The sequence below is a fragment of the Kordia sp. genome, from assembly GCF_045105435.1.
Taxonomy (GTDB): domain Bacteria; phylum Bacteroidota; class Bacteroidia; order Flavobacteriales; family Flavobacteriaceae; genus Kordia.
In genome coordinates this window covers 1-19,320 of record NZ_JBGCDL010000298.1, presented here as the reverse complement: position 1 = coordinate 19,320, position 19,320 = coordinate 1, and the positions used below count along the sequence as shown (strand labels likewise).

At 34.0% G+C, this 19,320-nt stretch carries 20 protein-coding genes and 2 tRNA genes; 8 read left to right on the top strand and 14 right to left on the bottom strand.

Annotated elements, in window-relative coordinates; all coding sequences use genetic code 11:
* From AB8B65_RS15320 to AB8B65_RS15310, 3 genes are all read right to left on the bottom strand, one after another.
* On the bottom strand, positions 1–909 hold a 909-nt coding region (locus tag AB8B65_RS15320), incomplete at its 3' end, for a hypothetical protein (RefSeq protein WP_405302139.1).
* A 63-nt stretch (positions 910–972) separates the two neighbouring features.
* On the bottom strand, positions 973–2,049 hold the full coding sequence (locus AB8B65_RS15315; RefSeq protein WP_405302138.1) for an ABC transporter permease: 1,077 nt from the start codon (positions 2,047–2,049) through the stop codon (positions 973–975).
* A 9-nt stretch (positions 2,050–2,058) separates the two neighbouring features.
* Positions 2,059–3,258 (bottom strand): BT_3928 family protein, encoded by a 1,200-nt coding sequence (locus AB8B65_RS15310; protein ID WP_405302137.1) that lies wholly within the window; start codon positions 3,256–3,258, stop codon positions 2,059–2,061.
* Between the two features lie 147 nt (positions 3,259–3,405).
* On the opposite strand from AB8B65_RS15310, the gene folP reads away from it, so the two are divergent.
* Positions 3,406–4,236: a dihydropteroate synthase gene (gene folP / locus AB8B65_RS15305; RefSeq protein WP_405302136.1), complete on the top strand. Its 831-nt coding sequence runs from the start codon at positions 3,406–3,408 to the stop codon at positions 4,234–4,236.
* 189 nt (positions 4,237–4,425) lie between these two features.
* Positions 4,426–5,208 (top strand): diadenylate cyclase CdaA, encoded by a 783-nt coding sequence (gene cdaA, locus AB8B65_RS15300; protein WP_405302135.1) that lies wholly within the window; start codon positions 4,426–4,428, stop codon positions 5,206–5,208.
* Positions 5,209–5,266: 58 nt separating this feature from the next.
* On the opposite strand, the gene AB8B65_RS15295 is transcribed toward cdaA, so the two are convergent.
* The 4 genes from AB8B65_RS15295 to truA are packed head-to-tail and all read right to left on the bottom strand — an operon-like array spanning position 5,267 to position 8,802.
* Positions 5,267–5,842: a hypothetical protein gene (locus AB8B65_RS15295; protein WP_405302134.1), complete on the bottom strand. Its 576-nt coding sequence runs from the start codon at positions 5,840–5,842 to the stop codon at positions 5,267–5,269.
* 13 nt (positions 5,843–5,855) lie between these two features.
* Positions 5,856–6,236: a hypothetical protein gene (locus tag AB8B65_RS15290; protein WP_405302132.1), complete on the bottom strand. Its 381-nt coding sequence runs from the start codon at positions 6,234–6,236 to the stop codon at positions 5,856–5,858.
* Positions 6,237–6,290: 54 nt separating this feature from the next.
* On the bottom strand, positions 6,291–8,057 hold the full coding sequence (locus AB8B65_RS15285; protein WP_405302131.1) for an ABC transporter ATP-binding protein: 1,767 nt from the start codon (positions 8,055–8,057) through the stop codon (positions 6,291–6,293).
* Positions 8,050–8,802 carry a tRNA pseudouridine(38-40) synthase TruA gene (gene truA, locus AB8B65_RS15280; protein ID WP_405302130.1) on the bottom strand — a complete coding sequence of 251 codons (753 nt, stop codon included), beginning with the start codon at positions 8,800–8,802 and terminating at the stop codon, positions 8,050–8,052. Before truA ends, AB8B65_RS15285 begins: the two co-directional genes overlap by 8 nt.
* Before the next feature lie 186 nt (positions 8,803–8,988).
* On the opposite strand from truA, the gene AB8B65_RS15275 reads away from it, so the two are divergent.
* The gene (locus tag AB8B65_RS15275; RefSeq protein ID WP_405302129.1) at positions 8,989–9,486 is read left to right on the top strand and encodes a metallophosphoesterase family protein; all 498 of its coding nucleotides are present in this window, start codon (positions 8,989–8,991) and stop codon (positions 9,484–9,486) included.
* A 1-nt stretch (position 9,487) separates the two neighbouring features.
* On the opposite strand, the gene AB8B65_RS15270 is transcribed toward AB8B65_RS15275, so the two are convergent.
* Positions 9,488–9,847, bottom strand: a complete 360-nt coding sequence (locus AB8B65_RS15270) for a winged helix-turn-helix transcriptional regulator (RefSeq protein ID WP_405302128.1) — start codon at positions 9,845–9,847, stop codon at positions 9,488–9,490.
* 97 nt (positions 9,848–9,944) lie between these two features.
* Here AB8B65_RS15270 and AB8B65_RS15265 point away from each other — a divergent pair, with 97 nt between their 5' ends.
* On the top strand, positions 9,945–10,544 hold the full coding sequence (locus tag AB8B65_RS15265; RefSeq protein WP_405302127.1) for an NAD(P)H-dependent oxidoreductase: 600 nt from the start codon (positions 9,945–9,947) through the stop codon (positions 10,542–10,544).
* 93 nt (positions 10,545–10,637) lie between these two features.
* Here the strand turns inward: AB8B65_RS15265 and AB8B65_RS15260 are convergent, their stop codons facing one another.
* A complete protein-coding gene (locus tag AB8B65_RS15260) occupies positions 10,638–11,048 on the bottom strand; it encodes a DUF4293 domain-containing protein (protein ID WP_405302126.1) in 411 nt (136 codons plus the stop codon).
* Between the two features lie 179 nt (positions 11,049–11,227).
* Between AB8B65_RS15260 and rho the strand changes: the two genes are divergently transcribed.
* Positions 11,228–12,979, top strand: a complete 1,752-nt coding sequence (rho, locus tag AB8B65_RS15255) for a transcription termination factor Rho (protein WP_405302125.1) — start codon at positions 11,228–11,230, stop codon at positions 12,977–12,979.
* 249 nt (positions 12,980–13,228) lie between these two features.
* On the top strand, positions 13,229–13,753 hold the full coding sequence (locus AB8B65_RS15250; protein ID WP_405302124.1) for a DUF6705 family protein: 525 nt from the start codon (positions 13,229–13,231) through the stop codon (positions 13,751–13,753).
* A 220-nt stretch (positions 13,754–13,973) separates the two neighbouring features.
* On the opposite strand, the gene rpsT is transcribed toward AB8B65_RS15250, so the two are convergent.
* The 4 genes from rpsT to proS form a co-directional block, all read right to left on the bottom strand.
* Entirely contained in the window at positions 13,974–14,225 is a 252-nt protein-coding gene (gene rpsT / locus AB8B65_RS15245) for a 30S ribosomal protein S20 (RefSeq protein WP_405302123.1), read from the bottom strand.
* 40 nt (positions 14,226–14,265) lie between these two features.
* Positions 14,266–14,337, bottom strand: a tRNA-Glu gene (locus tag AB8B65_RS15240).
* 69 nt (positions 14,338–14,406) lie between these two features.
* A tRNA-Glu gene (locus AB8B65_RS15235) sits at positions 14,407–14,481 on the bottom strand.
* A 78-nt stretch (positions 14,482–14,559) separates the two neighbouring features.
* The gene (gene proS / locus AB8B65_RS15230; RefSeq protein WP_405302122.1) at positions 14,560–16,038 is read right to left on the bottom strand and encodes a proline--tRNA ligase; all 1,479 of its coding nucleotides are present in this window, start codon (positions 16,036–16,038) and stop codon (positions 14,560–14,562) included.
* 100 nt (positions 16,039–16,138) lie between these two features.
* Here proS and AB8B65_RS15225 point away from each other — a divergent pair, with 100 nt between their 5' ends.
* The gene (locus AB8B65_RS15225; protein WP_405302121.1) at positions 16,139–17,224 is read left to right on the top strand and encodes a hypothetical protein; all 1,086 of its coding nucleotides are present in this window, start codon (positions 16,139–16,141) and stop codon (positions 17,222–17,224) included.
* Between the two features lie 50 nt (positions 17,225–17,274).
* A complete protein-coding gene (locus AB8B65_RS15220; protein ID WP_405302120.1) occupies positions 17,275–18,795 on the top strand; it encodes an OmpP1/FadL family transporter in 1,521 nt (506 codons plus the stop codon).
* A gap of 387 nt (positions 18,796–19,182) precedes the next feature.
* Here the strand turns inward: AB8B65_RS15220 and AB8B65_RS15215 are convergent.
* The coding region (locus tag AB8B65_RS15215; protein ID WP_405302140.1) for a T9SS type B sorting domain-containing protein at positions 19,183–19,320 on the bottom strand (138 nt) is incomplete at its 5' end.

Sequence of the window (19,320 nt, the reverse complement as noted above, 5' to 3'; positions counted from 1 at the left end):
TGGAAATGCATCACTTGATTCAAATTCTAAACTACCATCAATAGTTTCTAATCCTGCTAGTCCAGAACGTATACCTGCTTCTTCTATTTCAATATCTCCTTCTATTGTAGTCACATTATTTAAAAAATCTAAGCCAACACTCGTAATGCATTCATCGAAAATTCCTCTAAGGCTAATACCTCCTATAGACTCTAACGAAGTAAAATTATTAATTGCGCTTACATCTGCATCATCCCAATTAATACAGTAAAAACTAATAGTACCTTCTATTCGCTCCAATGACGTGAACCCAGTGAAGTTATCGAAATATGTCTTGTAAAACCATAATCCGCCTCCTATAGTTTCTAGATTAGCAAACCCATTGAATGATGACAATCTTCTGTAAAGACTCATAAAAACAGTTCCTCCTATGGTTTCTACACTGTTGAACCCACTAATAATATCTATATCAGCAAGGACAGGAAAAGTAAATGGATTGTAATCATGAGCAAATGCGACATTTCCTCCAATTGTTACTAAATTATTAAAACCTGAGATTTCGACTAAACTTGAATTTGTTCGAAAGGATAATGCGCCTCCGACTTCTGTCAAATTAGTAAAACCTGTGATAACTTCAACAGCACTATTCTCTTCAAATTCTAAATTTCCTGTCACATTTACCAGATTACTAAAGTCTATATTTGTGGCATGAGTTGTGCTCTTAATCTTAAAGTTTCCATCTACAGAAGTAATAAAATTCAAACCACTTATATTTGAAATATTATTACCCGATACCGTGATACTTACAGGAATATCTGTACATGTAGTAGCGTATGTAGCAACAAAATTGTCTAATTCTGCTTGGGTTGTTAATTCGATATCCTCGGTAGGGCATTGTGCATGCAAATGGTGTACACCAAGAAACAGCACTAATGATAATAGTGTTTTTTTCATCTAACAGTTTTTAAAAATATTTTAAGGGACTACGTGAACTTATTGTAAACGTATTTTGGGATCGAGCCAACCATACACAATATCGACTAAAATATTGATAATTACAAACATAGAAGCGATAATTAATACTGATCCCATGATAATTGGTAAATCTTGACTATTTAAGGCATCAACGATTTCTTTACCGAGTCCGTTCCAACCAAAAATATATTCTACAAATACAGCTCCTGCCAACATAGACGCAAACCAACCAGAAATAGCAGTTATTACTGGATTTAACGCATTTTTTATGGCATGTTTTTTTATGATTTGAAATTCACTCAAACCTTTAGCTCTTGCCGTACGAATGTAATCTTGATTGAAAACTTCTAGTAACGAATTTCGCATGAGTTGAATGACAACCGCTAACGGACGAATTCCTAATACAATGGCTGGTAAGATGAGGTTTTTCCAGCGAATGCTAATCGATTCGCCAAAGTCATCCACTTCATACAAGCTTCCAGTCATATTTAATCCTGTGAATTCATGCAATAGAAAACCAAAAATCCATGCAAACAAAATGGCGCTAAAAAAAGAAGGCACGCTCATTCCTAATGTACTTATGATTTGAATCATTTTATCCAAAAAAGTATCTTTGTATAAAGCTGAAATTACGCCAAATATTATACCTAACAACATCGCAATACTAATAGCTGCAATAGCCAAAACAATGGTGTTTGGTAATGTTTCTTTGATGACTTGTGATACGCTTTTTCCCGATTTTTGAAACGATTCACGCAAGTAAGGTAATTTTAAAACAATGGTTGTGCTTCCCAGGGTAAATAGTTTGGCAGCACTGTATTTATCTTTCGATAGATGCGTATAATCATCTGCTGCTGTGGAATGAAATGATATCGGCGACAAATCGTTGATGTAATACGCGTATTGCGTAAGTACAGGTTTGTCAAAACCATATTTTTTTTTGACAACCGCAATTTGTGCTGCTGTCTGGTTTTGTCCAAGCATCATTTTAGCAGGATCGCCCGGTAAAATATTGAATAGGAAAAAAATCACCGTAACCACTCCAAAAAGCGTTAGAAAGGCATAGCCAATTTTATGTAAAATGTATCTTCCCAAGAATTGTTTTTAAAATTTTATGTTGTCAAAATCGTTGTAATGTGCTTTCCCTGTAATGACTCCTTTTTCAAGTATTAATACGCCAGGATTTGATCGAACAGTTGTTTTTAAAGCCGTTCCGTCTGTATTATAAAAATCAAAATTGAATTGCATTGTAGCACTCAAATCTTTTAGTTCTTGTGGATCAGAAGATGATAAACCAATGACTTTATAGCCTGCTTCAATAGCACGATCTGTAAACGCTTTTACTACAAAAAGACCGTCTTCATCCACTTTATCTAAACTATACACGATGATCATGACGAGTTTTTCTTCTTCCATCATGGCTTCTACAACATTGTCTCTTTCTTCATTTTCAATGTAGAAATCGTGAATTGGTGGTTCGTAGCCTTTTTCTATCACTTCACTTCGTATCGTTTTGTAAGTTCCTCCTTCAACTTTAGGTTCTTCTCCAAGAGTTTCAGTAACTACTCCTACTTCTTCTCCATCAACATCAAAAACCCATGTATATTCTACTACATCTTTTTTAGCATCAGGTGGATACGACATTCCTTCCATGATATTGGTGCCAATTTTATACGCTCTAAAGTCAAATACAGGCAAATGATTTAATACGTGTCTTCCAAAGAAAATACACGCAACTAAACTTACGGCGGTTATGGCGATGTTTATTTTTTGAGATACTATTGGTTTTATATGTTTTATTCCCATAAAAAGAATCAAAATTGCTGCGAGTAAAATGACATCTTTGGTAAAACTTTCCCAAGGAGTCAATTTCCAAAAATCACCAAAGCATCCACAATCGGTCACTTTATCGAAATATGCCGAATAGAAGGTTAGAAATGTGAAGAAAACGATCAATCCAAGTAAACTCCATAGTACTGGTTTTTTAAACAAACTCAGTAAAATCATCACGCCAAGTACAACTTCTAGTATGACTAAAAATACGGCAAACCATAAGGCGTACGGCGATAAAAATTCAAGATTTAAAACATCTTTCGCAAAATAATCTGTCAATTTAAATGAAAAACCAACAGGATCATTTAGCTTTATAAAACCTGAGAAAATAAACAATCCACCTACAAAAATCTGTGAAAGCAATGTGAGTATTTTTCCATAGATTGTATCGAAGAAAATAACTTTATATTTTATAATCAGTTTCCAAATTTTTGCTGCTTTTGAGTCTTTTTCAGCTCCAGTGTTTTCCATGCCAATCTTTTTATGATAGTTATCGCACAAACAACATACTTCATAAACAATTTGTTATGCGTTGCGCGAGATTTTATGTAAATTTCGTCCAAAGTTACCAATTTATAAAAAGAAATTCACATAAGTTCATTTTAAAGGTATGTATGTATGAAAAGTATAAATTGCAAAGGTCATTTAGTATCGCTTGACACGCCGAAAATCATGGGCATCTTAAATGTTACACCCGATTCTTTTTATGATGGCGGAAAGTATAAAGATGCAACTTCTATTTTATTGCAAGTAGAAAAAATGCTGACCGATGGCGCTACTTTTGTTGATGTTGGCGCGTATAGTTCACGACCAAATGCGCCAAAAGTTTCTTTGGAAGAAGAAAAACAACGCTTGTTGCCTATTTTGGAATTGATTTTAAAGGAATTTCCCAATACCATTCTTTCTGTTGATACCTTTCGTAGCAAAGTTGCCAAAGCCGCAATTGATGTAGGCGCAGCAATTGTAAATGATATTTCTGCGGGAAATTTTGATGCAACTATGATGCAAACTGTTGGTGAACTTGGTGTGCCATATATTATGATGCATATACAAGGAACGCCCGAAACCATGCAGCAAAATCCTAGTTATGAGAATGTAGTGAAAGATATTTTGCAGGAACTTTCAGAAAAAGTCGCTGTGGCGCGATCGTACAAAATTAATGATCTTATTATTGATCCGGGTTTTGGTTTTGGAAAAACAATTGCGCATAATTATTCGATTTTAAAGAATTTGCGTTTATTTGAAATGCTAGATTGTCCTGTATTGGCTGGAGTTTCACGAAAGTCAATGATTTACAAAGTGTTAGAAACGTCTCCGAAAGAAGCTCTAAACGGAACTTCAATTTTACACACAATTGCTTTGCAAAATGGCGCTTCTATTTTGCGTGTGCATGATGTAAAAGAAGCGGTAGAATGTGTGAAGCTGCTAGAAATGGTTGATGGGTTTTAAATTTTACATTTCGACTTCACTCTACATGACAGGTTTTGCATCTCGACTTCACTCCACGTGACAGGTTTTACATTGCAATTTCGTTTGATATGAAAGGTTTTGGGTTAAAAAAACTTTTATATTTTACATTTGACGTTTTACATGTTAAATTTTGTTATTTTTACTCCAATTGTATAGCAAGAACTCACTTTGGACTTTTTAAATTTTTTAAATTTTGGACTGTTAGACTTCATCGAAATTATTCTCGTTGCGGTGCTTTTATATTATGTTTACAAACTTGTAAAAGGAACTGCTGCAATTAATATTTTTATTGGAATTGTGATCATTTTTATCATTTGGAAAATTACCGAAGCTTTAGAAATGGATGTGTTAAGCTTTATTTTCGGTGGATTTATTAAAGGTGGAATTATTGCTTTGTTCATCGTTTTTCAACAAGAAATCAGAAAGTTTCTATTAATGGTTGGTTCTACTAATTTTGCCAAGAAACGTAATTTTTTGAAGCATTTTAAATTCCTCAAACAAGAAATTAATACAGATACTGACGTAGAAGCTATTGTAAATGCTTGTACTAAAATGTCTGCCACAAAAACAGGAGCTATTATCGTTATTGAACGTAGCAATTCGTTAGAATTTGTAAAAGATTCTGGTGATACTATGGGCATGGAAGTGAATGTTCCTACGTTGGAAAGTATCTTTTTTAAAAATAGTCCTTTGCATGATGGCGCTATTATTATTGAAGGAAATCGTGTTACGGCAACACGTGTTATTTTGCCTGTTTCCAGAGCCACTAAAATTCCGCAACGTTTCGGTTTACGTCACAGAGCCGCTGTCGGAATTACCGAAAAAACAGATGCATTGGTCTTAGTCGTTTCCGAAGAAACAGGACAAATTTCATACATTCGCGATGGCGAGTTTGTATTGTATGAAGACTTAAATACGCTGCAAGATGTGCTTCAAAATGATTTGGGTTAATGTAATTTCTATCACTCCTGCTTTATTCCATAATTGATAAGCATTCAAATAAACCGTGTTACTTATTGCAGTTATTTTTTCTTTCTTCCTTAGTTAGAGTCCAGACATTTATTGATTTACCAGTTAATTTATTCGTAGAATTCGGTTGTATTAGCTCAATTTCAATAATACTTTCGGTCGCAATTTTATATTTGGAATTTTCAATTAAGTAACCATTTATGTAGATTTTATTCTTTTTATGAATTCTAAAAAATCTATTGAGTTCATATTGCGTTTTGGTTTTTATTTTTTTATCCATTTGAACCAAAACAATTCCGTTTTCACTTAGGTTATAAAATGTATGATCTCTCGGATTTGGTTTTTCTTTCATCACGCTCATTTTGTTAATCAATGGCTTATGGCTATTGATAAAGTTTTCATTTGAAATGATCGTTTCATTGATGATAATTGTGGGACAATTATTTTCCTTTTCTGGTAGTTTGATATAGTTTTTTTCTTGGGAATAGCTATTAAAGAATAGTAAAAGAAATATGACCGTAATCATTGTTTTAATCCTAGAAAATTTTAATCCCATATTGAATGAGAGAATTAATATGTTTTTTGATTGTAATGCTTTTGGTTTTGGATTCTTCATTTTATCCTATATTTTAGTTTGGATTCACGCATCCACCTTGTCGTATTGGCGAATTTGCGCTATCAGTTGATATCGTAGTTATTGAATCAGAGTTTCTAGCTCTTATTTCTTGTCCTAAAACCGCTGGACTTCTGACAAAAAAATAAAACATTGCAACCATCAAAAATTCAAAAGGTATAAATACCAAATCATTTTTATAAAGTTCTAATGGCACAATACCAACATCAAGAAGTAAATATTGTAAATTACTGCCACACAATGCCAATGTTGTAAATGCTAGAAAGAAATTAGTTTTTGATTTAAGTTTTGGGTGAAATAATAGGATGAAACTAAAGATAATTCCATGTATAACACCTACTAAAATAAGTATGTTGTAAAAATTTAAGTGAAGCACATCTCTATATTAGTATTCATAAGACCATAAATATAAGATTTTACAACTGAAAAACTAAGCCGATTCCTGCTGAATAAACTGTACTTCGTATAAGTTTTTGTAATATCCGTTTTCAATCTGCAATAATTCTTCATGCGAACCTTGCTCTACTATTTTTCCTGCATCCATTACAATAATAGTATCTGCCTTTTTGATCGTTGCCAATCTGTGTGCAATAACAATTGAAGTTCTTCCTTTGGTAATTGTATCTGTTGCGTTTTGAATGAGTTGTTCCGAATACGAATCTACCGAAGAAGTGGCTTCATCCAAAATTAAAATTCTAGGATTTGTGACATACGCACGTAAAAAAGAAATCAATTGTCGCTGTCCAGACGAAAGCATGCTTCCACGTTCTTTTACGTTGTATTCGTAATTGTTTGGTAAACTCATAATGAAATCGTGTACACCAATTTGCTTTGCCGCAGCTTCTACAGTTTCTCGCGTTATAGATGGATCTTGTAGTGTGATATTGTTTAAAACAGTATCTGCAAATAAAAATACATCTTGCAATACAACTGCTATTTTTGCGCGCAAAGCGGCTAATTTCAAATCATTAATATTAACGTCATCAATTGTAATAGCTCCTGCATCAATTTCGTAAAAACGATTTAACAAGTTGATAATTGTAGATTTTCCTGCACCAGTTGCGCCAACAATTGCTACTGTTTGACCTTGTTTTACATCAAAAGAAATTCCGTGTAATACTTCTTCATCTTTTACATACGAGAAACGCACATTTTTGAAAGCTAAGTTTCCTTTAATATCTATCGAAGTTTGTTTTCCGTTATCTTCTATTTTACTATCTGTATCTAAAATTTCAAAAATACGTCCTGCGGCTACCATTCCCATTTGCAAGGTATTAAATTTGTCTGCAATTTGTCGTAATGGTCTAAACAACATTCCAATCATCATCGTAAACGCAATAACATCTCCTAACTTTATAGAAGCATCGGTTGCTGCCATTAATCCGCCATACCAAACAATTAAACCTACTGCAATTGAGTTTGCTAAATCTGGAATTGGGAAAAATATAGAGTTATACCAAATGGTTTTTAACCAGCCTTGTTTGTGCTTTTCGTTGATCGATTTGAAGTTTTTATATTCTGTTTCTTCTCTTGAAAACAATTGTACAATTTTCATTCCTGTGACACGCTCTTGCACAAAGGAATTTAGATTTGAAATTTGCGCACGCACTTCTTCAAAGGCAGACTTCATTGCTTTTTGAAATACGCGTGTCGCATAGATTATTAATGGAAGAATTGCAAAAACAATTAAAGATAGTTTCCAGCTCATCCAAAGCATCACACCCATTACGACTATCATTTTTAGTAAATCTGCAATAATGACAAATAAACCTTGACTAAATATACTAGCAATCGTTTCAATATCACTTACCGCTCTTGTCACCAAACGCCCAACAGAAGAGGTATCGTAATACGCCATCTTAAATCGCAACATGTGATTAAATAGTTTTTGCCGAATGTCTTTTATAATGGTTTGCCCGAGCCAATTGGCATAGAAAACAAATAGAAACTGAAAAATTACTTCCATTAACAACACTCCTAACATCAATAAGATATACGTAAGTAAGCCTTCTTTGTCTTTTGGCATGATGTAATCATCAACCGTAATTTTAAGTAAAATTGGGCGTCCAACAGCAAATACAGACAATAATATTGCTGAGCTTGCTACAAAATATAATGTATATCTGTAGGGATTCGTATAGGTCAATAATCTTTTAAAAAGACCAAAATCAAATACTTTTCCTGTTACTTTAGCCATTGGTTGTAAAAGTTTCTGTCGGATAGGTTACCGCAGTTAAATATAAAGCTTTTCCAGGCACCGAAGTTCCTGCGTTGTTTCGATCTCTCGATTCTATAATTTTTTTAAAGTCTGTGATGGATAATTTTCCCAATCCAACATCTAATAGTGTTCCTACAATGGCGCGAACCATGTTTCTAAGAAAACGATCGGCGCGAATGGTAAATACTAATAGTTCATTTTTTTGCTCCCAAATTGCTTTTTCAATTTTACAGATATAGGTTTTTACATCTGTATGCGTTTTGGAAAAAGATTTAAAATCATCGTACTTAACTAATTCTTTTGCTGCCAAATTCATTAAATCTACATTTAGTTTTTTGTAAACTGTGTGTGCAGATTGATTTTGAAATGGGTTTTTTTCTGAAACGATCCAATATTCGTACGTTCTTCCTGTTGCGTCAAATCGTGCGTGTGCATCTTTTGTTACGACGTGAATGTGCTGAATTGCCACATCTTTTGGTAAAAACGAATTTAGCTTCAGTGTTAATTCTGATCGATCAAATTGTAAATCGGTATCAAAATGCGCATACATTTGTTTGGCATGTACACCAGCATCTGTTCGTCCTGCTCCTACAACAGCAATTTTTGATCGCAATAAAATAGACAAGGCTTTTTCGACAACTTCTTGTACAGAAATGGCATTCGGTTGATTTTGCCAACCGTGATATTTTTCGCCATTATAAGAAAGTTCAATGAAGTATCTCAAGGTAATATTTGCTACTTTTGTTTCAGACGAACAAAGATAAGTTTTAATTCATTAGTTTGTGTGAATTATGAATTATTTAGCAAACTTTTACTCGATAATAGAGATTTAATCATGCTGAAATTTAGTTCGATATTTTTAAGGTGAATTTCTTGTAAATATCTCATGCTTCTTTACTAAAATAATTTTATGAAAAAAATTTTATTATTATCTGACACACATAGTCATATTGATGAACAGATTTTAAAACATGTCAACTATGCGGATGAAGTATGGCATGCAGGTGATATTGGCGATTTGTCTGTAACAGACACAATTCAAAAATTGAAACCATTGCGTGGTGTGTATGGAAATATTGATAATGATAAAGCGCGAATGGAATTCCCCGAAAATAATCGTTTTATGTGTGAAGGTGTCGATGTTTGGATAACGCATATTGGCGGATATCCAAATCGATATAATGTGCGTGTGCGCGAAGAAATTCAGAAAAATCCGCCGAAATTATTTATTTGCGGACATTCACATATTTTGAAAGTAATGTTTGATAAGAAATTGAATTTATTGCACATGAATCCTGGCGCATGTGGAAAACACGGTTTTCATAAAGTTAGAACCATGTTGCGTTTTGTGATCGATCAAGATAAAATAAAAGAGTTGGAAATTATTGAATTGGCGAATCGACATTGATTTACTTTTCGCTTTGATTTTCTACAACAGAATTTCCCCAATCTGAAATGGCTTTTATGAGTGGAATTAGTGTTTTTCCAAGATCAGTTAGCGAATATTCCACTTTTAAAGGTGGTTTTGAGGTATACACTTTCCGTTTTACTAATTTGTCTTCTTCCAAAGCTTTTAATTGTAAACTTAGTGTGCGCTCGGTAACTGTTGGCATTAATTTTCGTAATTCGCTGTAACGCAACGTTTCATTCATTAAATAAAAGAGAATTACTGTTTTCCATTTCCCACCAATAATTCCCATCGTTAAACTAGCACAGCAGGGATATTTTTTTCCGTTAAAGGCATACATTTTAGGTGTTGAATTCTCCATAATTTACTACTATCATTTTTGACCGTTATTGTAAAGATATAAAACTATACTTATTTTTGCTACTATAAAAATTATAGTTTAATTAAAAAAATAGACAATGAGCTTTTTAACAACTATGCAACAGCGATATACAACTAAAAAGTATACCCCTTTAAAAAAGATTACTTCTGAAGACAAAGAAGCGCTGAAAGAAATTTTACGTTTGGCACCATCTTCAATTAACAGTCAGCCATGGAAATTTACATTTGTATCTGATAGCGATACAAAGAAAAAACTTTCAGAAGTATCATGGCTAAATACAAGTAAAGTTATAGATAGTGACACTGTGATTGTTTTTAGCCGCATCAATAATTTAGAATTGTTTGAACAACAGATTGAAGCAGAACTTCCCGAAGGTGCGGTAAATTATTTTAAAGAATTTATAAAACCACAAACCGATGCAGAAATTAAAGCGTGGTTTGAAAAGCAAGTGTATTTGGCTTTAGGCATTTTTTTGAGTGCTTGTGCAGAAATGGGCATAGATTCTACACCAATGGAAGGTATTGAACCCGATAATTATGATAAAATTTTAAGCGAAAAGGATTACAAAACAATTGTTGCGGTTGCTATTGGGTATCGTGATGAAGATGATAGAAATCAGCCCTGTAAAAAGCCAAAATCAAGAAGAGATTTAGATAAGGTTGTCAAAACAGTGTAGTTTTTTGTCAGGAACATTAAACACACTCATAAAAAAACTCCAAAGTATGGCTACTTTGGAGTTTTACGCACTAAGATTACTAAGATGTTAGGTTTATCGCAGTCGATCTACAGATTTTACAAGGTCTTCATCCTTTTTAATTGCTCGGTTTGCGAGCACTAATAAAACGATAGAAATAAGAGGAAGAACGACCCCAATACCTTTCTCAGAGATTTCAATCTCTCCAGATACGATTAGCATTCGATATGCAAATATCCCTAATAAAATAAGGTGAAATAAGATGTTGAAACGATTCAACACAAATTGTAATTTTCTATTTTTAAATAAAAAGATAGTGATTAAGGCAAATACAGCAGATGCTGAAAACAATCCTAAATATAGGTAATCGTCTTTGGCAAATATTTCTACTTCACTTTCGAGTGTATATAAATTGAATACAAATGTTAAACCACCCGCAACTATGGCGACTAATAACATATATAAACTTTGTATTCTTTGAATCATATCTTAAAATTGGATCACAAAAATAATAGTTCTTTTCATAAAATACTATTTTGTTTATTAAAATAAATTTGTATTATTGCATAGACAATTCATAATCTATTGTTACTAATAGATTTACACACTTCATTACGAGTAATATCACTCATTTTTTTCAAAAAACAATTCATTACAAGCCATACATGTTAGAAATATCAGAATTAAAAAGCAAAAAACTCCCTGAATTACAAGAAATAGCCAAGACTTTATCCGTTCCAAAATATAGAACTTTAAAGAAATTAGATCTTATTTATAAGATTTTAGATTTACAAGCTAGTAATCCAGAGTCTGTTGCTCCTATCACCAAAACTGAACCTAAAGCTAAAGCGGAGGAATCTCAAAGCAAGCGAAAGCGAATTAAGAGAGAACCCAATCAACGTACTGAAAAACCACAATCACCTCCTGCTCCAAAAGCAAATGCTCCTCAAAAAGCTGCTGCCCCTCAAAAAAAGCAAGCACCAACTCCTTCTGAAAAATCTACCCCACAGGCTTCTAAACAACAAAATAAACCTGCTCATAAAGCAGCTGATAAGAATCAAAAAAACACAGCACCTCAAGCTAAAAAAGAAGATTCAAAGAAATCTGAAAATGAAGCTTCTGATGCAACTGATAACAACAGTAAAAAAAATAACAATAATAATAAGAAGCAGAATAACAACAACAAACACAACAATAAGAAAGATCATTCGCAACAAAACAAACACAATAAGAAAGATCATTCACACAAAAATAACGGAAATAAAGATCAGCGCAATCGCTACCGTGAGCCTGATTTTGAGTTTGATGGAATTATTGAAAGTGAAGGTGTTTTAGATATTATGCAAGATGGTTATGGCTTTTTAAGATCATCTGATTATAATTATTTATCGTCTCCAGATGATATTTACGTATCACAATCACAAATTCGCTTGTTTGGCTTGAAAACAGGAGATACTGTATTAGGAATTGTTCGCCCACCAAAAGAAGGTGAAAAGTATTTCCCATTAATTAAAGTGAGCAAGATTAACGGACAAGATCCGCAAGTAGTTCGAGATCGTGTTGCATTTGAGCATTTGACACCATTGTTTCCTGATGAAAAATTCAATTTAGCAGAACGTCAAAGCACAATTTCTACACGTATTATGGATTTGTTTGCCCCTATCGGGAAAGGACAAAGAGGAATGATTGTTTCGCAACCAAAAACGGGTAAAACGATGTTATTGAAAGATGTTGCAAATGCTATTGCGGCGAATCATCCTGAAGTATATCAAATTGTTTTACTGATTGATGAACGCCCTGAAGAAGTTACGGATATGCAACGTAATGTAAAAGGTGAAGTAATTGCATCTACGTTTGATAAAGAAGCAACTGATCACGTAAAAGTGGCAAATATTGTTTTAGAAAAAGCAAAACGCTTGGTAGAATGTGGACACGATGTTGTTATTTTACTAGATTCTATTACACGATTGGCAAGAGCGTACAATACTGTACAACCTGCTTCTGGAAAAATATTAAGTGGTGGTGTGGATGCAAATGCGCTTCACAAACCTAAACGTTTCTTTGGAGCTGCACGTAACATTGAAGGCGGCGGATCATTATCAATCATTGCAACAGCATTGACAGAAACTGGCTCTAAGATGGATGAGGTTATTTTTGAAGAATTTAAAGGAACTGGTAACATGGAGCTTCAATTGGATCGTAAGATTTCTAATAGAAGAATTTTCCCTGCAATCGATCTTACTTCTTCAAGCACACGTAGAGACGATTTATTACTCGACGAAAATACAATTCAACGTATGTGGGTAATGCGTAAATACTTAGCTGATATGAATCCTGTAGAAGCAATGGAATTCATTAACCAACGTATTAAACAAACAAGAAACAACGAAGAGTTTTTAATATCTATGAACGCATAGTTATAAAAAACACATCTAAAATACAAAAAGCTACACTAAAAAATTAGTATAGCTTTTTGTTATGTTTACTCTTTTACCTTTCTTACTCGTACTCATACTCGGCACTAGTATATACTAGCGCTAGCGTGGGGATATGGGCGTATCTCTTTTTATAACAGACTCTAGTTACTCTACGTTTACCGACTTAAAATACGATCCTACTGCTCAAAATAGCATCAAAGAAACACCATGTAATTAAAATAATAGATTATGAAAAAAATAATTATAATTATCACACTATTAGTAAGTACAAGTTTTACTTATATAAGCGCACAAACTACAGTCCCACAAGCTAACAATGTTAATGCACCATTTGTAGGACTTTGGCAATGGCAAAACGAAAATAGAACGTTTCAGATAGATTTGTTTTTAGATGAAGATGGAGATATAGGAGGACATTTTAAGATGTTAGAAACAAATGCTAACGGACTTCAAATTGTAGTGTATAAATCTAATAGAGACATAGGATTTGGACATACTTTTGGCTCAGTTATTTATGGAAGTAGCAACGGAACAATTTTATCTGCTGGTATTGACGACAACACTGTTCCTAACCCTAATAATTATCCAAGACTCTCGGGTTCTCTTAAAATGGAAATTATCACAACAAGCAATTGTATTGGTTGTACAACTACCGCAACATGGAAAGTAAAAGAAAACCAAGAAGGACGTTTTGAAGGCGATAATAGGACATTAAACATTCCTACTGATATTACACTAACAAAGGTTCAATAAGTAAAGTCTCCCTGATAGTGCTAGTTTGCCGTCACGGCTACCGCGATAATTTTCTAGCAGTGTACCGAGTAAGAAAATAAAAAAGCTACTTTAGAGATAAGGTAGTTTTTTTTAGTGTATCGCTATTTCAGGACGGGACAATTTTCACGAAAAAATAGGGTACAAAAAAACTCCAACTAAATTGGAGTCTTTCGTATATATGTTAAGTAACTACTTTTTATTAAAGAGCACCTACGTGTTTTGCTAATTTTGATTTTAAATTAGCAGCTTTATTATCATGGATAATATTACGTTTTGCTAATTTATCAATCATTGAAGTTACGCTAGTTAATAAAGCTTGTGCTTCTTTCTTATCAGTAACTGATTTTAATTTCTTAATAGCGTTACGAGTCGTTTTATGCTGGTATCTATTTCTTAGACGCTTTGATTCGTTACTTCTGATTCTTTTTAATGCTGACTTGTGATTTGCCATCTCTCTTCTTAATTATCTTTTTTTAAAACTTTATGTTTAGTAGCCCGTAGGGGATTCGAACCCCTGTTACCAGGATGAAAACCTGGCGTCCTAACCCCTAGACGAACGGGCCATCATTTTTCAATGAGGTTGCAAATGTAATTTATAAAATCATATTTACAAATAAACTTACAGAAAAAATTGGTAGCCCGTAGGGGATTCGAACCCCTGTTACCAGGATGAAAACCTGGCGTCCTAACCCCTAGACGAACGGGCCATTATTTCTGTTAGCGGATGCAAAAATACAACTATTTTTATATGCTCCAACTATTTTTAAAAGTTTTTTTTACTTTTTTTAATACGCTTTTGCAAATAACACTCTTTTAGCTGAATTCTGACCCGAATATACACATTTTCCTTCTTCTTCCAAAGCATCTAGTGGAATACATCTAATTGTTGCTTTTGTGAGTTCTTTTATTTTATTTTCAGTTTCGGCTGTACCATCCCAATGCGCTGAAACAAATCCTCCTTTGTTTTCAATAACATTTTTAAATTCTTCAAAGGTATTTACAACCGTAGTGTTGTCATCTCTGTAATTCTTTGCCTTAGCATATAAATCTTCTTGAATGGTCTCTAAAAGGCTTAAAACAGTTGTTACAGCATCTTCTTGCGCTACAGATTGTTTCTCAAATGTATCTCTACGTGCAATTTCTAATGTTCCGTTTTCCAAATCACGTGCACCTAATGCAATACGCAAAGGTACTCCTTTTAATTCCCATTCGGCAAACTTGGCACCTGGGCGTAAGGTATCTCTCTTATCAAATTTAACAGAAACTCCTTTTTCTTTTAATTCATCTGAAATTTCGGTTACTTTCGCTGAAATCGCATCAAACTGTTCTTCACTTTTATATATAGGAACAATTACAACTTGAATTGGTGCTAGTTTTGGAGGTAATACCAATCCGGCGTCATCACTATGTGTCATTATTAAACCACCCATAAGTCGTGTTGAAACTCCCCATGAAGTAGCCCAAACCAATTCTTGTTTTCCTTCTTTGGTTACATATTTTACATCAAACGCTTCTGCAAAGTTCTGCCCTAAGAAGTGTGACGTTCCTGCTTGCAACGCTTTTCCATCTTGCATTAGCGCTTCAATAGTATAGGTTTCTAATGCACCTGCAAAGCGTTCACTTTCGGTCTTTGCTCCTTTTACAACTGGCATAGCCATAAAATCTTCTGCAAATTCAGCATATACTTTTTGCATTAGTAATGACTCTGCTACAGCTTCTCCTTTAGTTGCATGTGCTGTATGTCCTTCTTGCCATAAAAATTCAGCAGTTCTCAAAAACAATCGTGTACGCATTTCCCAACGCACTACATTTGCCCACTGATTTATTAAAATAGGTAAATCTCTGTAGGATTGAATCCAATTTTTATAGGTATTCCAAATAATAGCTTCACTCGTAGGACGAACAATTAGCTCTTCTTCAAGTTTTGCATTTGGGTCAACCATTAGTTTTCCTTCATTATCTGGATCTGTTTTTAATCGATAATGTGTAACAACTGCACACTCTTTTGCAAAGCCTTCAGCATTTTTTTCTTCCGCTTCAAAGAGACTTTTCGGTACAAATAGTGGAAAATATGCATTCTCATGTCCAGTTTCTTTAAACATTTTATCTAATTGAGCTTGCATTTTTTCCCAAATGGCGTATCCGTATGGCTTAATTACCATACATCCTCTTACGGCTGAGTTTTCAGCTAAATCAGCCTTTACAACCAATTCATTATACCATTTTGAATAATCTTCTGATCTCTTTGTTAATTTCTTGCTCATTCTTGATAGTTTGGCACAAATATTGTGAATATGTTAAATATAAAATAGTTTCGACAAAACTAACTATTTTTGTACTGTTCAACAATTAATTTTAGGAGATATGCGAGTAATATACTATTTAAAAAACAACATTAAGGCTATTCATGTTTTAGCCATAACTTTTTTGACATTAACATCTTGTGGCACATACCAGCAAGCTACATACGATGATGGAATTTACGGTTCTGGTGAGCAAAGAAGAGAAACTGTAGAAGTTGTTAACGATAATGATAGTAATAATAGTGCGTATCAAAATTACTTCGAACAAAAATCTTACGAAGCCGATGATCGTTATGGTGATGTTTTTACTGATGTAGAATCATATTCTAGTCAAGGTGATGCTGAACCACGACCTGAAACGGATGTTGACGCAATAGGATACACCGAAAGTTATTCTCCTTGGGGTGAAACCGCAGATGATATTACAATAAATGTATATGGCGGATCTCAATTTGGTTGGAACAACTGGGGCTGGGGCTGGAATAATTGGGGTCTTGGCTGGAACAACTGGGGATGGAATCGCTGGGGTTACGGATGGAATCGTTGGGGTCGCGGCTGGGGCGGTGGATTTAATGGTTGGGGCTGGAACGCTGGATTCAATGGCTGGGGCGGACTTGGCTGGAACAACTGGTGCTGGGGTGGCTTTAACAATTGGGGACAAAACTGGCGTTCTCCTTACGGAAACTACGCATACAACAGAGGAAGAAGAAGTTTTGCTAGTAGAGCAATAGCTAGCCGAAGAGGTAATTACTACTCTAGAACTACAAATAGAAACGGAAATCGCTATTCTAACAGCCGTTCTTCAAGAAGAAGTAACACTAATGCTAGCAGAAATAGTCGAAATACAAGAAGCACCAGAGCTACTCGAAATACACGAAGTACCAGAAGTACTAGAGCTACTAGAAGCACTCGAAATACTAGAAACACGAGAGCTACTAGAAATACACGAAGTACAAGAAGTACTAGAGCTACTCGTTCTACAAGAAGTACTCCTGTAAGATCTAATTTTAATAGTAGAGCAAGAGGGTCGTACAACAGCAGTAGCAGTTCTTCAAGATCATCTGGCAGCTCAATGAGATCATCTGGCGGAAGCTCAAGATCAAGCGGAGGAAGTCGCGGTGGTGGACGAAGAGGTGGAAGAAACTAAAATCCCATATTAACACATTTTTATCCCTAAAAATAATACTATACTAAATTATGAAAAAAGTATTCATACTATTCATAGGTGTACTATGTATGTCTGTAAGTAACGCCCAAAATTTAAACGATGTTGTACGGTATTCTACCGAAAACTTAAACGGAACAGCACGTTTTAAAGCAATGAGTGGAGCATTTGGAGCTCTTGGAGGTGATTTCTCAGCATTCTCAATAAATCCAGCAGGCTCTGCTGTTTTTGCTACAAGCGAGGTTACCATTTCATTAAGCAACTATAATAATGATAACGATGTTTCCTATTTTGGCACAACAACCAATAGAAACGAATCAGAATTTGATCTAAATCAAGCAGGAATTGTATTTGTCTTTAATAATATGGACGATAGTGACTGGAGAAAAATTTCTTTAGGCTTGAATGTTCAAAGCAACAACAACTATTACAACAATTTTGTAGCATCAGGTACAAATACCACAAGAGGAATTGCAGATTATTTTATTGTTTCTGCAAACGGACAAGCATTAGGCGATATTGCACAACTCCCAGGAGAAAGTGATACAGATACGTATTTGTTTCTAGGAGAAAATTTTGGATTCAATGCGCAACAAGGATTTTTAGGATACGAAGGATTCATTATTAATCCTGATGTTGATAATGATAACAACACGAATTATAATTCTAATGCCGATTATTCTAATGGTGCAATTCACGATTACATTGTTCAAACTTCTGGATTTAACAGAAAGTACACATTCAATGTTGGAGCACAATACAGAGATAATTTATATTTTGGTTTAAATGTAAATTCACACGATGTTGACTACCGAGAACGAAGAGTGCTAATAGAAACTCCTGTAAATACTGCTTCGGGATTACAATATGCAGAGTTCTCCAACGAATTATATACGTATGGTGTTGGAATCTCTTTTCAAGTAGGTGCCATCTTAAAATTACAGAATATTCGCTTAGGAGGTTCTTATCAGTCGCCAACTTGGTATAGCTTAAATGATGAATTAATTCAAGGACTTAGTACTGATTTTAGAAATCCTGGTGATCCAACCGAGATTTTACGAAGAGATATTTTTCCGAATGTTGTAAATGCATACAGAGAGCACAGAATTGTAACTCCTGGAAATTTAACAGGAAGTTTTGCATATATATTTGGAAAAAGCGGTTTGATTAGTTTTGATTATTCTTTGAAAGATTATGCAAACGCAAAATTACGTCCTTCAAATGATTTTTTAAGCGTTAATCAACAAATTGACAATCAGTTACAAGCTGCTTCCACTTATAGAATTGGTGGTGAGTACAGAATAAAACAACTTAGTTTACGTGGCGGATATCGCTTTGAAGAAAGCCCTTTTAAAAACGGTTCAACCGTAGGAAATTTAGAAGGATACTCTTTAGGACTTGGATATAATTTTGGAAGCATGTCGTTCGATTTAGCATATGACAGAAGTGAGCAAATTTCAAATCCACAACTTTTTCAAGTAGGTTTGACTGATCGCGCAAATATCAATAACATAAATTCAAACGTAACATTTTCAGTAACGTTTAAACTATAATATTACATCATCTTAACCGATTGATTACCACAAAAGAACTTCATTTATATAATGAGGTTTTTTTTATGCTTTTTTTAAATGATTGTTTTCGGTAATGTTTAATTTTTTGAGGAATGAAAAGGCCATCTTTTTGATTCCGCTTAAAACTACACAGCTTCGTTTTAAACCCATTTTACAACTTGATTCCATACATAAAATGATTTGAGTTCGACATAAGATAAATTTTAAAATAGCAAACAAATGCACCAAGACCTATACTTAATACTTCAAGTGCTTTCAAAAAGCTTAAGTATGTTATATTAAACTCACACTACTTAATATTCTATATAAAAAAACCCGAAGCATATTTTACTTCGGGCTTTGTATAATTTCTATGTATTTGATGAATTATCGCTTCAACGTAAAGTGATTTATAAATTCTTTTGGCGAACCATCAAATGGATCTACATATTCTACTCTAAACCAATAATCCTGTGATGGCATTGGCGATCCGTTGAAGGTTCCGTCCCAACCAATTCCTGCCGG

Coding starts and splice junctions, on each gene's coding strand:
- AB8B65_RS15285 (WP_405302131.1), bottom strand. CDS start 8,057: ATGGCTAAAGTAACAGGAAAAGTATTTGATTTTGGTCTTTTTAAAAGA.
- rho (WP_405302125.1), top strand. CDS start 11,228: ATGTTAGAAATATCAGAATTAAAAAGCAAAAAACTCCCTGAATTACAA.
- AB8B65_RS15250 (WP_405302124.1), top strand. CDS start 13,229: ATGAAAAAAATAATTATAATTATCACACTATTAGTAAGTACAAGTTTT.
- folP (WP_405302136.1), top strand. CDS start 3,406: ATGAAAAGTATAAATTGCAAAGGTCATTTAGTATCGCTTGACACGCCG.
- AB8B65_RS15225 (WP_405302121.1), top strand. CDS start 16,139: ATGCGAGTAATATACTATTTAAAAAACAACATTAAGGCTATTCATGTT.
- AB8B65_RS15260 (WP_405302126.1), bottom strand. CDS start 11,048: ATGATTCAAAGAATACAAAGTTTATATATGTTATTAGTCGCCATAGTT.
- AB8B65_RS15265 (WP_405302127.1), top strand. CDS start 9,945: ATGAGCTTTTTAACAACTATGCAACAGCGATATACAACTAAAAAGTAT.
- AB8B65_RS15310 (WP_405302137.1), bottom strand. CDS start 3,258: ATGGAAAACACTGGAGCTGAAAAAGACTCAAAAGCAGCAAAAATTTGG.
- rpsT (WP_405302123.1), bottom strand. CDS start 14,225: ATGGCAAATCACAAGTCAGCATTAAAAAGAATCAGAAGTAACGAATCA.
- proS (WP_405302122.1), bottom strand. CDS start 16,038: ATGAGCAAGAAATTAACAAAGAGATCAGAAGATTATTCAAAATGGTAT.
- AB8B65_RS15275 (WP_405302129.1), top strand. CDS start 8,989: ATGAAAAAAATTTTATTATTATCTGACACACATAGTCATATTGATGAA.
- AB8B65_RS15220 (WP_405302120.1), top strand. CDS start 17,275: ATGAAAAAAGTATTCATACTATTCATAGGTGTACTATGTATGTCTGTA.
- AB8B65_RS15295 (WP_405302134.1), bottom strand. CDS start 5,842: ATGAAGAATCCAAAACCAAAAGCATTACAATCAAAAAACATATTAATT.
- AB8B65_RS15270 (WP_405302128.1), bottom strand. CDS start 9,847: ATGGAGAATTCAACACCTAAAATGTATGCCTTTAACGGAAAAAAATAT.